This is a genomic window from Bradyrhizobium sp. HKCCYLRH2060, from assembly GCF_051168135.1.
GTDB lineage: Bacteria > Pseudomonadota > Alphaproteobacteria > Rhizobiales > Xanthobacteraceae > Bradyrhizobium.
This window is the reverse complement of the sequence record NZ_JBNPUK010000026.1, coordinates 22,279-34,953: the sequence shown is the minus strand read 5'-3', so window position 1 is coordinate 34,953 and position 12,675 is coordinate 22,279. Positions and strand designations below refer to the sequence as shown.

Annotated in this window: 11 protein-coding genes; all 11 read right to left on the bottom strand. The window is 66.7% G+C overall.

The genetic code is table 11. The annotated features are described in order from the left end of the window. Positions 1-18: 18 nt before the first annotated feature. A complete protein-coding gene (gene mmsA, locus ACQR10_RS31660; protein WP_316218647.1) occupies positions 19-1,569 on the bottom strand; it encodes a multiple monosaccharide ABC transporter ATP-binding protein in 1,551 nt (516 codons plus the stop codon). Positions 1,570-1,644: 75 nt separating this feature from the next. Beyond that, positions 1,645-2,715 (bottom strand): multiple monosaccharide ABC transporter substrate-binding protein, encoded by a 1,071-nt coding sequence (chvE, locus tag ACQR10_RS31655; RefSeq protein ID WP_316177978.1) that lies wholly within the window; start codon positions 2,713-2,715, stop codon positions 1,645-1,647. Positions 2,716-2,824: 109 nt separating this feature from the next. Then, on the bottom strand, positions 2,825-3,706 hold the full coding sequence (locus ACQR10_RS31650; protein ID WP_316218667.1) for an SMP-30/gluconolactonase/LRE family protein: 882 nt from the start codon (positions 3,704-3,706) through the stop codon (positions 2,825-2,827). After that, positions 3,706-4,785 (bottom strand): aldose epimerase family protein, encoded by a 1,080-nt coding sequence (locus ACQR10_RS31645; RefSeq protein ID WP_316218649.1) that lies wholly within the window; start codon positions 4,783-4,785, stop codon positions 3,706-3,708. Before ACQR10_RS31645 ends, ACQR10_RS31650 begins: the two co-directional genes overlap by 1 nt. 4 nt (positions 4,786-4,789) lie before the next feature. Beyond that, the gene (locus ACQR10_RS31640) at positions 4,790-5,716 is read right to left on the bottom strand and encodes a Gfo/Idh/MocA family protein (protein ID WP_316218650.1); all 927 of its coding nucleotides are present in this window, start codon (positions 5,714-5,716) and stop codon (positions 4,790-4,792) included. A 2-nt stretch (positions 5,717-5,718) separates the two neighbouring features. Next, a complete protein-coding gene (locus tag ACQR10_RS31635) occupies positions 5,719-6,648 on the bottom strand; it encodes a dihydrodipicolinate synthase family protein (protein WP_315804472.1) in 930 nt (309 codons plus the stop codon). A 10-nt stretch (positions 6,649-6,658) separates the two neighbouring features. After that, positions 6,659-8,395 carry an IlvD/Edd family dehydratase gene (locus ACQR10_RS31630; protein ID WP_316218651.1) on the bottom strand — a complete coding sequence of 579 codons (1,737 nt, stop codon included), beginning with the start codon at positions 8,393-8,395 and terminating at the stop codon, positions 6,659-6,661. Continuing rightward, complete coding sequence (locus ACQR10_RS31625; protein WP_316177969.1) at positions 8,392-9,135, bottom strand: FadR/GntR family transcriptional regulator; 744 nt, start codon at positions 9,133-9,135, stop codon at positions 8,392-8,394. Before ACQR10_RS31625 ends, ACQR10_RS31630 begins: the two co-directional genes overlap by 4 nt. Next, positions 9,132-10,127: a galactofuranose ABC transporter, permease protein YjfF gene (gene yjfF, locus ACQR10_RS31620; RefSeq protein ID WP_316218652.1), complete on the bottom strand. Its 996-nt coding sequence runs from the start codon at positions 10,125-10,127 to the stop codon at positions 9,132-9,134. Before yjfF ends, ACQR10_RS31625 begins: the two co-directional genes overlap by 4 nt. Beyond that, positions 10,124-11,116, bottom strand: a complete 993-nt coding sequence (locus tag ACQR10_RS31615; RefSeq protein WP_316218653.1) for an ABC transporter permease — start codon at positions 11,114-11,116, stop codon at positions 10,124-10,126. Before ACQR10_RS31615 ends, yjfF begins: the two co-directional genes overlap by 4 nt. Next, positions 11,113-12,663: a sugar ABC transporter ATP-binding protein gene (locus ACQR10_RS31610; protein WP_316218654.1), complete on the bottom strand. Its 1,551-nt coding sequence runs from the start codon at positions 12,661-12,663 to the stop codon at positions 11,113-11,115. Before ACQR10_RS31610 ends, ACQR10_RS31615 begins: the two co-directional genes overlap by 4 nt. Positions 12,664-12,675: the final 12 nt, after the last annotated feature.

Genomic DNA, 12,675 nt, shown 5'->3' with positions numbered 1-12,675 from the left:
TGGCGTCCTCCCGGCCGCTTACGCGGCCGTCTCCTGGTTCTTGATGGTTTCGTTGCGCATGATGGCGCGCATGATCTTTTCCTGCGTCGCCTCCGGCCCGGCGAACTCGCCGACGAAGGCGCCGTCATTCATCACGCAGATGCGGTCGCAGATCCCGAGCAGCTCCGGCATCTCCGAGGAGATCACCACCACACCCCGGCCGGCATCAGCGAGCTCCTGGATGATACAGTAAATCTCGTACTTTGCGCCAACGTCGATGCCGCGCGTCGGCTCGTCCAGGATCAAGACCTTGGGATCTGTCATCAGCCATTTCGACAGCACGACCTTCTGCTGGTTGCCGCCGGAGAGCTGGCCGGCCTCCTGGTAGACGTCCGAGCAGCGGATCCGCATCCGGCCGCGGTAACCGGACGCCGCCTTGAGCTCGGCGATGTCGTCGATCACGCCCTTCGGCGCGACCTGGGAGAGAGACGCCAGGGTGATGTTCTTGCGGACGTCGTCGGCCAGGATCAGGCCGAGCTGCTTGCGGTCTTCGGTGACATAGGCGAGGCCGGCATCGATCGCCGCCGGGACGCTGGTGAGATGGACGTCGTGGCCTTCGAGCCGGGCGCGGCCGGTGATGTTGATGCCCCAGGAGCGGCCGAACAGGCTCATGGCGAATTCGGTGCGCCCCGCCCCCATCAGGCCGGCGATGCCGACGATCTCGCCGCGGCGGACCTGGAAGTCGACGTTCTTGATCACCTGCCGATCGGTATGCTGCGGGTGGTAGACCGACCAGTTCTCGACCGTGAACACGGGCTCGCCGATCTTGGGTTGCCGCTCCGGGAAGCGGTGCGCCATGTCGCGATTGACCATGCTCTTGATGATGCGGTCCTCCAGGACCGGCTCGGCGCGGCAGTCGATGCTGTCGACGCTGCGCCCGTCGCGCAGCACCGTGATGCGGTCGGCGACGCGGGCGACCTCGTTGAGCTTGTGCGTGATCAGGATCGAGGAGATGCCCTGCTCGCGGAAGGCGACGAGGCGGTCGAGCAGCGCCTGGCTGTCGGCCTCGTTCAGGCTCGCCGTCGGCTCGTCCAGGATCAAGAGCTTGACGCGCTTGGACAGCGCCTTGGCGATCTCCACGAGCTGCTGCTTGCCGACACCGAGATCAGTGATCAGTGTATCCGGCGATTCCTTCAGGCCGACCTGGGCCAGCAATTGCTGGGTGCGCCGGTAGACCTCGTCGCGATCGATGACGCCAAAGCGCTGCGGCGCATGCGACAGGAAGATGTTCTCGGCGATCGACATCAGCGGGATCAGCGCGAGCTCCTGGTGGATGATGATGATGCCGAGCGCCTCGGAATCGTTGATGTCGCGGAAGCGCCGCTCCTCGCCCTCGAAGATGATCTGGCCCTCGTAACGGCCATAGGGATAGACGCCGCTGAGCACCTTCATCAGGGTCGACTTGCCGGCGCCGTTCTCGCCGACCAAAGCGTGGATCTCACCCGCCTCGACCGTGAAGCTGACGTCGCGGAGCGCCTGCACGCCCACGAAGCTCTTGCTGACGCCGCGCATTTCGAGGATTGCCGTCATCGCTCTGTATCCCGCAACTTGAGCCGTCTTGGAGTGGCCGGCGAGCGCATGACCGCGCTCGCCGGCCACCGGTGATCACTCGACCTGCGACTTCTTGTAGTAGCCGCCCTCGATCAGGACCTTCTCCCAATTGCTCTTGTCGACCACGACCGGCTTGAGCAGATAGGCGGGAACGACCTTGACGCCGTTGTTGTAGGTCTTGGTGTCGTTGACCTGCACCTGCTTGCCGTTGAGCACGGCATCGACCATATCGGCGGTCACCTTGGCGAGGTCGCGGGTGTCCTTGAAGATCGTCGAGTACTGGTCGCCGCGCAGGATCGCCTTGACCGACGGCACCTCGGCGTCCTGGCCTGAGATGATCGGCATCGGCTGGTTGCCGCTGCCATAGCCGACGCCCTTCAGCGACGAGATGATGCCGATCGAGAGGCCGTCATAGGGCGACAGCACCGCGTCGACACGCTTGTTGCCGTAATAGGCACTGAGCAGGTTGTCCATGCGGGCCTGGGCGGTGGCGCCGTCCCAGCGCAGGGTCGCGACCTTGTCCATGCCCATCTGGCCGGACGCAACCTTGAGCTTGCCCGAGTCGATGTACGGCTGCAGCACCGACATCGAGCCGTTGTAGAAGAAGTAGGCGTTGTTGTCGTCCGGCGAGCCGCCGAACAGCTCGATGTTGAACGGGCCCTTGCCGTCCTTCAGGCCGAGCTTGTCGACGATCGACTGCGCCTGCAGCACGCCGACCTGGAAATTGTCGAAGGTCGCGTAGTAGTCGACATTCGGCGTGTCGCGGATCAGGCGGTCATAAGCGATGACGGTGACGCCCTTCTCCTTGGCCTGCTTCAGCGCATCGGACAGCGTCGTGCCGTCGATCGCGGCGATGACCAGCACCTTGGCGCCCTTGGTGACCATGTTCTCGACCTGCGAGAGCTGGTTCGGGATGTCGTCCTCGGCATATTGCAGGTCGGTGTTGTAGCCGCGCTCCTTCAGCACCTTCACGATGTTGTTGCCGTCGTCGATCCAGCGCGCCGAGGACTTGGTCGGCATCGCGATGCCGACGGTTGCCTTGCCCTGCGCCATTGCGGCGCTGGACAGCGCCACGGCGCCGAGGCCGGCCAGCGCGGCGGCCATGATGGTCTTGAAATTCAGCATGCTTCACTCCCTCTAAGATTTTCAGATTTGAGCTAGGAATACGCGATTGCGTATCTTGATACCAGATAGCTGTTAGGCTGAACGACGCTCGACTCGATTGTTCCTCCTCTCAGATCGAAAGCTTCACGTCAGGCTCGGCGCGACCGCGGGCGCCGACCTCAAGCAGGAAAGTCTGGCCGTGGCCGGGGTCGGCCGCCTTGGCCGCCGCGTCCATGTCCTGCCAGGCCGACGTGACCAGCAGGCGCGACAGACCGGGACCGACGAAGGCCGGGCAGCTCGCCTGGCTGGCCGGAACCGCGATGCAGCGCAGATGCTCGCCCTGCGGGCTGTAGACATCGACACAACCGCCGCCCCAGCGCGCGTTCCAGATCCGCCCCTCGGCGTCGACGACGGCACCGTCGAGCCCGCCGACGCCGGCATGACGCAGCAGCACCTCCGGCTCGCCGCGCGGCAGGCCGGTCGTCGGGTCGAGCGCGACGCGGTAGAGCACGTTCTCGTCCGTATCGGCGAAATAGCCGATCGCGCCATCCGGCGAGAAGCAGATTGCGTTGGGAATGGTGACGTTGGGGAACAGGCGGATGATCTCACCGCGATGCAGCGCATAGATCGAGCCCAGGCCGCACTCGGCGTTGCGCCCCATGGTGCCGATCCAGAACGTCCCGGAGGGATGGACCCGCGAGTCGTTCGACCGCGTCGCCGGATCGTCGGCCTCGAGCGGCAGGAACAGCGACAGCGCGCCGTCGGCGATGGTGCGGACATAGAGTCCGTCCTCGGCGACGATCAACTGCCTCACGGCATCGATGCGGCCGAGCGCGCTCGCCATCCTGCCGAGCCCGTGGCGTCGGACGTCGCCGCTACCGATGTTGGCCTCGAACAGCAGGCCTTCGCGGATGTCGAACCACCAGGCGGTGTCAGTGTGAGGATCGTAGGTCGGCCCCTCGCCGAGATGGCAGCGCTCGTCGCAAAGGATCGTGGTCGGCACCTGCTCCATCATGCGGACGCTCCCGCGATCGAGAAGCGATACACCGTCTCGTGCTTGTAGACGTCGTCGGGCGCGAGACGCGCGCTCGGAAAATCCGGACGGTTCGGACTGTCCGGCCAGACCTGCGGCTCCAGGCAGAGCGCGTCGGATTGGCGATAGACGCGGCCCTTGCCGCTCACGGTCGCGTCAATATAGTTGCCGGAATAGACCTGCAGGCCCGGCTGATCGGTGAGCAACTCCATGATCCGTCCCGACCGCCGCGACTCGATCCGTGCCGCGAAGCGCACGCCGTCGCCGGCGCGCAGACAGAAATTGTGGTCATAGCCGCGGCCGCATCTGATCTGTGCATCGTCGGCACGAATGCGCGCGCCGATCGCATGCGCGTCGCGGAAATCGAACGGCGTACCAACAACGCTGTGCGGCGGCCCCTCCAGCGGGATCGCCGTTTCGTCGATCGCCAGGTAGTGGTCCGCAGCGAGCGTCAGACGGTGATCGAGAATATCGGTGCCGGCGGCCAGGCCGTCGAGATTGAAGAAGCTGTGATTGGTCAGGTTGACCACCGTCGTCCGGGTGGTCCGGGCGCTGAAGCTGACAGCCAGCTCCATCGGCCCGGTCAACTGATAGGTGACACGGACGTCGAGCCGCCCCGGATAGTTAGCCTCACCGTCGGGGCTGACATAGAGCATCGTGACCGAGGGCTGGTCGCCGTCTTCGGTGGCGACGATCTGCCAGAGCTTGCGGTCGAAGCCGTCGGGGCCGCCATGCAAGGCGTGCGCGCCATTATTCGCTTCCAAACGGATGTCCTGACCATCGAGCACGAAACGTGCCTTGGCGATGCGGTTGGCGTAGCGTCCGACCGTCGCGCCGAAAAACTTCCGGAGCAGCAAGTAGCTCAGCAGGTCGTCATGACCGAGCACCACGTCGTCGACGACGCCCTGCGCATCCGGCACCAGCAGCGCCTGCAGTACCGCTCCGTAGGTGATGATCCGCGCCTCGAAGCCGTCGGCGCCACGCAAGGTGACGCGCTCGACCTCGCGGCCGTCCGGCAGGCTGCCAAACACATCCCTGGTGATATCAGCCTCTGCCATCGCTCTAGTCCTCGAACGGCTCGACGAAGTGGCGGCGGCCGAGCAGGAACGCGTCGGCCACCAGCCGCAGCGGCGCGAGATCGACGTCACCAGCGCCGGTCTTCGTCAGCTCGACGAAGCGGCGATAGAGGCCGGGATATTCGCGCTCCTTCTCGTCGATCATCACTTGGTCATCCGCGGTCATCCGCGCGCCGCCGAGCGACAGCTTGAGTTGCCCGGCGTCGGTCTCGATCCGGATGTCCCAGCTCTGCGGCCCGGTCTGGCGGAAGTCGAACTCGGCCGCGATCGGCAGCTCGCTGGCTGTCGACAACGACAGGTTGGCCGCGATCGGCGCCTGGCGGTTGGACGGAAACGACAGCTCGGCCTCGGTCAGGAACACCGGCTCGGGCAGGATGCGGGTCAGGATCGACAGTGCGTTGATGCCGGGATCGAACACGCCGAGACCGCCCGGCTCCCAGATCCAGGCCTGGCCGGGATGCCAGACGCGCACGTCCTCCTTCCAGTCGATCCGCACGCTGCGGATCCGACGCTGTGACAGCCATTCCCGCGCCGGCTCGACGGCCGGCGCGTAGCGCGAATGCCAGGTCGCGAACAGCGTGCGCCCCTTTGCGGCGGCGAGTGCAATCAGCGGATCGAGCTCGCTGACGGCAGCACCGGGCGGCTTTTCCAGCATCACATGCTTGCCGGCCTCGAGCGCCGCCAGCGCCTGCACACGGCGCACCTGCGGCGGCGTGCACAACGCGACCGCGTCGATCTCGGGACCGTCGCGCAGCAGCTCCTCGATGGTGCCGAAATGCGGCAGGCCGGGCAGCGAGGCGTTACGGCTTGCGACGGCCGTCAAGGTCACGCCCTCGGTGGCGGCGATGGCCGGCACGTGCTGATCCCTGGCGATCTTGCCGAAGCCGACGATGGCGACACGAAGCTCGCTCATCTCTAGCGTCCCCAGCGCAGCACGACCGGGTCGAGCCGGCGCGCGATCTCGATCAGACCCTTCTGTGTCGCCGGATGGATCGGCGGCTGCGGCGCGCGCAGCGTGTCGTGCTTGATCACGCCGCCCGCCTTCATCAGGATCTTGCAGGTCGCAAGGCCGCACTGCCGGTTCTCGTAGTTGATCAGCGGCAACCAGCGCTCATAGGCGGCGGCTGCGGCCTCGCGGTCGCCCGCGAAATACGGATCGATGATCTTGCGGATGCCGTCGGGATAGCCGCCGCCGGTCATCGCGCCGGTCGCGCCGGCATCGAGGTCGGCCATCAGGGTGATCGCCTCCTCGCCGTCCCACGGGCCTTCAATCGCCACGCCGCCGGCCTCGATCAGCGCCCGCAGCTTGTCCGCCGCGCGCGGCACCTCGATCTTGAAATAAGCGAGGTTCTCGATCTCCTTGGCCATGCGCGCCAAGAACGGCACCGACAGCGGCGTGCCGGCGACCGGCGCATCCTGCACCATGATCGGGATCGAGATCGCGTCGGACACGCCGCGATAGAACTCGTAGATCGAGCTATCCGGCACGCGGAAGGTCGCGCCATGGTAGGGCGGCATCACCATGACCATGGCGGCGCCCCTCTCCTGCGCCCGGCGCGAGCGCTCGGCGCAGACAAAGGTCGAGAAATGCGTCGTCGTGACGATGATCGGCACGCGGCCGGCGACATGCTCCAGCACGGTCGTCATGACCAGATCGCGCTCGTCGTCGGTCAGCACGAACTGCTCGGAGAAGTTGGCGAGGATGCAGATGCCGTGCGAGCCGGCATCGATCATGAAGTCGATCGCGCGCTTCTGGCCCTCGAGGTCGAGACGGCCGTCGGCGTCGAACACGGTCGGCGCCACCGGGAAGACGCCCTTGTAGAGCTTTTTGGCGGAAGCGGTCATGGGCACCTCTTTAGTGATTGTCGCGCGGCACGGGCGAGCCGGTGTGGCCGACCAGGAAGTCGAAATCGACGCCGCGATCGGCCTGCAGCACGTGATCGATGTAGAGCTTCTGATAGCCGCGGGCCGCATGCGGCTTCGGCGGCGTCCAGGCGGCGCGGCGCGCGGCGAGCTCCTCGTCGCTGACATGCAGATGCAGCCGGCGGCCAGCGACGTCCAGCGTGATCATGTCGCCATTCTTGACCAGCGCCAGCGGCCCGCCGACGGTGGCTTCCGGGGCGACATGCAGCACCACGGTGCCATACGCCGTGCCGGACATGCGTGCGTCCGAGATGCGGATCATGTCGCGCACGCCCTGGCGCAGCACTTTCGCGGGCAGCGGCATGTTGCCGACCTCGGCCATGCCCGGATAGCCCTTCGGCCCGCAATTCTTCAGCACCATGATGCAGGACGCATCGATGTCGAGAGTGTCGTCGTCAACCGCGTCGTGCATTTCCTCGACGCTTTCGAACACGACGGCGCGTCCGGTGTGGTTCATCAGCTCCGGCGAGGCCGCCGACGGCTTGATGACGGCGCCGTTGGGGGCGAGGTTGCCGGTCAGGATCGCGATGCCGGCTTCGGTCTTGAACGGCGTCTCGAACGGCGTGATGACCTCGGCATTGTAGTTCGGCGCCTCGGCGACATTGTCCCACAGCGTCCTGCCGTTGACGGTCCGGGCGTCCTTGTGCAACAGGCCGCGCTCGCCGAGCGCACGCAGCACCGCCGGCAGGCCGCCGGCGTAGTAGAAGTCCTCCATCAGGAAGCGGCCCGACGGCATCAGGTCGACCAGGCAGTGCACGTCGCGACACAGACGGTCGAAGTCGTCGAGCGTGAGCTCAACGCCGACACGTCCGGCGATCGCAAGCAGATGCACCACAGCGTTGGTCGAGCCGCCGATCGCCGCGAGCGTGCGGATCGCATTCTCGAACGCCTGACGGGTCAGAATGTCCGATGGCTTGAGGTCTTCGCCGACCATCTCGACGATGCGCCGTCCCGCCATGCGCGCGAGCAGGTTGCGGCGCGCATCGGCGGCGGGAATCGCCGCATTCTCCGGCAGGCCGATGCCGAGCGCCTCGACCATCGAGGCCATCGTCGAGGCCGTGCCCATGGTCATGCAGCTGCCGGCGGAGCGGTTCATGCCGGCCTCGGCCTCGTGGAATTCCTTCAAGGTGATCTCGCCGGCGCGCAGTTGCTCGCTCATCGAGATGATGTTGGTGCCGGAGCCGATGATCTGGCCACGATACACGCCGCGCAGTTGCGGGCCGCCTGAGACACCGATCGCAGGCAGGTCGGCGGAGGCCGCGCCCATCAAGAGCGCCGGCGTGGTCTTGTCGCAGCCCATCAAGAGCACGACACCGTCGAGCGGATGCGCACGGATCGCCTCCTCCACATCCATCGAGGCGAGATTGCGGAACAGCATCGCAGTGGGACGCATCGTCACCTCGCCGAGCGAGGAGACCGGAAACTCCAGCGGATAGCCGCCGGCATCGAGCACGCCCTGGCGGACATGCTCGGCGATGACGCGGAAATGCGCATTGCAGGGCGTCAGCTCCGACCAGGTGTTGCAGATGCCGATGACCGGACGGCCCTCGAAGCGATCCTGCGGCGTGCCGCTGTTCTTCAGGAACGAGCGATAGTAGAAGCCCATTTTGTCCTGGCGGCCAAACCACGCCTGGCTCCGCAGCGTCTTCTTCTCGTTGTCGTTGCTCATTCCTGGTCCGTTCGTGCAGCCGATTGCGCATGACGCCGCCGGCCGTTGTAGATGACTTCGATCATGGCCTCCGAGGCGCCCTCGGGATTGCCATCTGCGATCGCATCGATGATGCGCTGGTGCCAGACCAGCACGGTGTCCCGGTCGGCGGTTTCGATCGGCGCGCTCAGGACGAACGACGCGCGCAACGCCGCCTCGATGACCGCGCCGATCGAGCGCATGAAGGGATTGCCGGAGGCATTGGCGATCGCGATGTGCAGAGCGAGGTCGGCTTCGGCAAAGGCGATCGAGGTCGACGGCTCGCGCTCCATCTGCGCCATCGCCTGGTTCATCGCGGCGAGATCGTCGTCGCTGCGGCGCTCTGCCGCGAGCGCCGCGGCGCGCGGCTCGATCGCCAACCGGATCTCGGCGAGGTCGGCAAGAAAGCGCTTGTCGATCCCCGCGTCGAGGTGCCAGGCGAGCACGTCGGGATCGAACATGTTCCAGTCCGAGCGTCCGCGCACCACGGTGCCGACGCGGGCCTTGGTCGACAGCAGACCTTTTGCAACGAGGGTCTTCACGCTCTCGCGCAGCACCGGCCGTGAGACGCCGAAAGTCGCGGTCAGCTCGGCGTCACCCGGCAACCGCGCGCCCTCGGCCAGACGGCCCGAGATGATGTCGATGCCGATGCTGCGGGCGACCTCGGCATGGTTGGAATGCGCGCGCCGGGTCGGAATCGAGACGATGTGCGACGTCGTCATGTCGGCGCCCCCACCGGCTTGGCCGCGGCGGGCTTGACGGATGAGCGGCGCGCGAGCGCCATCAGACCTTGCTGCAGCGCAATGAAAACGAACAACAGAACCCCCGTGGCGATCTTGGTCCACCAGCTCGACAGCGTGCCGTCGAAATTGATGTAGGTCTGGATCATGCCCTGGATCAGGACGCCAAGGAAGGTGCCGATGACCGAGCCCTGTCCGCCGGTCAACAAGGTTCCGCCGATCACCACGGCAGCGATGGTATCGAGTTCGACACCGACGGCCGAAAGCGAATAGCCGGCCGCGGTGTAGAACGAGAAGACGATACCGGCGAGGCCCGCAAGCACGCTCGACAGCATATAGATGCGGATGGTCATCGGCCCGACCGGAATGCCCATCAGGGCTGTCGCCACACGGCTGCCACCGAGCGCGTAGACGTTGACGCCGAACCGGGTCAAATGCAGCAGCAACGCGCAGAGCACCAGGATCACCAGCATCGCAATCGCGATCGCGGTGAGCCGTCCGCCGCCTGGCAGGCGGATCGCGAAGTCGGAGACGGCACTGTAGATCGGGGCGGTGATCGGAATCGATTCGGTCGACAGCAGGAAGCTGACGCCGCGCGCCAGGAACATGCCGGCGAGGGTCACGATGAAGGGCGGCAGCTCGAACACGTGGATCACCGCGCCCATCGCGGCACCGAACAGCGCGCACAGCACCAGCACCAGCGCGAAGGCGGCGAAGGGCGGGATGCCCCAGCGCTCGACCGCGAGCGCCACGAATACCGTGGTGAAGCCGATCACCGAGCCGACCGAGAGATCGATGCCGCCGGAGATGATGACGAAGGTCATGCCCGCGGCGACGATGCCGAGGAAGGCATTGTCGGTGAGCAGATTGGCGACGACGCGGGTCGAGGCGATGTTCGGGAATTGCAGCGCGCACAGCGCAAAGCCCGCGACCAGCACAAACGCCGTGATCGCAACCGAGGTCGAGGCCTTCATGGCTTGGTCCTCCGCCAGCGCGCGGTGAAGCGCGAGAGATCGCCGAGCCGCGGCGACTGCGCCAGCAGGACGGCGAGAACGACCACGGCCTTGACCAGCAGATTGAGCTCCGGCGGATAGCCCGACAACAGGATGCCGGTGTTCATGGCCTGGATGATCAGTGCGCCGGCCACCGCCAGCACCAGGCTGAAGCGGCCGCCGAACAGCGAGGTGCCGCCGATCACGACCGCGAGGATCGCATCGAGCTCCAGCCAGAGCCCGGCATTGTTGGCGTCCGCACCCATGATGTCGGCCGCGGCGATCACGCCGGCGAGCGACGCGCACAGGCCGCACCAGACATAGACCGCCAGGATCATGGCGCGCGTGCCGACGCCCGAAAGCTCGCTGGCGCGCGCGTTGCCGCCGGTCGCCTCGATCAAGAGCCCGAGCGCGGTGCCGCGCACGACCGCCCCCGTCAGCAGCAGCATGCCGATCGCGATCACGACCGGGGTCGGCAGGCCGAGCACGGCGCCGTTGCCCATCCACACCAGATCGGGCGAGGTGAAGGTGACGATGCGCCCTTCGGTGATCAACTGCGCGATGCCGCGGCCCGCCACCATCAGGATCAACGTGGCGACGATCGGCTGGATGCGCAGGACAGCGACGAGAATGCCGTTCCACAGCCCGCACACCAAACCGACAGCGAGCGCGGAGCCAATGACCACCGGCAGCGAATGCGTATCGGCGAGGCTCGCCGCGGTGGCGCCCGCGATCGCCATGACGGCGCCGACCGAGAGGTCGATGCCGCCGGTGGCGATCACCAGCACCATGCCGAGCGACAGCAGTGCCACCGGCGTGCCGCGGTTGAGCACGTCGATGACGCTGCCGAACAGCCGGCCGTCCTGCAGATGGAGGTTGAAGAACTGCGGCGAGACCGCGCGATCGATGATCAGGATCACGATCAGCGCGAACGCCTGTGCCAGGCCACGGCGGGGAATGCGAAGCGTCATGACACGGCCTCGCGCACAGGCTCACCATCGGCCGCGATCGCCGCAAGAATGCTGGAAACCTCGACGGCGTCGCCCTTCAGCTCCTCGACATGGGCGCGGTCGCGCAGCACGACGACGCGGTTGGAATAGGTCACGATCTCGTCGAGCTCCGAGGAGATCACGAGCAGCGCCAGCCCCTGCTCGCACAGCTCACGCACCAGACGGATGATCTCGGCATGGGCGCCAACATCGATGCCGCGCGTCGGCTCGTCGAGGACGAGGAGCTTCGGCGACGTCGCGAGCCAGCGCGCCAGCAGCGCCTTCTGCTGGTTGCCGCCCGACAGCAGGCCAATCGGGCGTTCCGGATCGGGCGGCCGGATGTCGAGCATGCGGATGTAGCGCATCGCGATCTCGTCCTGCTCGCGCCGCGACAGCGGCCGGTGCAGCCCGCGCCGCGCCTGCAGCGCCAGCACAATGTTCTCGCGCACGGTGAGGTCGGCGACGATGCCCTCGGTCTTGCGCTCCTCGGGGCAATAGCCGAAGCCGAGGCCGGCACCATCGCGCGGCGAATTCAGCCTGATGGCCTTGCCGTCGATCGTGACCTCGCCGCTGTCGGCGCGCTCGGCGCCGAACACCAGCCGCGCCGTCTCGGTGCGGCCGGAGCCGAGCAGGCCCGCGAGCCCGACGACCTCGCCACGGCGCAGCTCGAGATCGAACGGCGCGAGATAGCCGCGCTTGCCGTAGCCCTTGAAGCTGACGCAGACCTCCCGCGCCGTGTCGGGCTGGCTCGCCGCGCGCTCGTGCGTGGTCTCGGCGAGCTCGCGCCCCAGCATCATTCTGATAAGGTCGAGCCGCGGCAGATCGGCGATCTCGCGCGTGCCGATCAGCCGGCCGTTGCGCAGCACCGTGACGCGATCGCAGATCTCGTAGACCTGATCGAGGAAGTGGCTGACGAACACGATGCCGATGCCATCAGCCGCGAGCTTTCGCATCACCTTGAACAGGATCTCGACCTCGTGGCGGTCGAGGCTGGCCGTGGGCTCGTCGAGAATGAGGACGCGCGCCGACAGATCGACGGCGCGCGCGATCGCGGTGATGTGCTGGACCGCGACCGAGTAGCTCGAAAGCGGCGCGCCGACGTCGATGTCCAGCCCATAATCCAGCAGCAGCGCGTGCGCGCGCCGCCGCATCTCGGCCTCGCGCACGACGCCGAACCGCGTCGGCTGCCGGCCGAGATAGAGATTTTGCGCCACCGAGAGGTTCGGCAGCAGATTGACTTCCTGATAGACGGTGGCGATGCCGGCATCGACAGCGTCCTTGGCCGAGCGCGGCGCGATCTCGCGGTCGGCCAGCCGCACGGTGCCGGCGTCCCGCGCGAACACGCCGGTGACCACCTTGATCAGGGTCGACTTGCCGGCGCCGTTCTCGCCGAGCAGCGCATGGATCTCGCCCTCACCCAGAGTGAAGTCGACGTCATCAAGCGCCTTCAGCGCCCCGAAGCTCTTGGTCAGGCCGCGGATCTCCAGCAGGGCTGGACGCGTCGCCGGCGGAGCTGAAGGATCAGACATGACGAACTACTT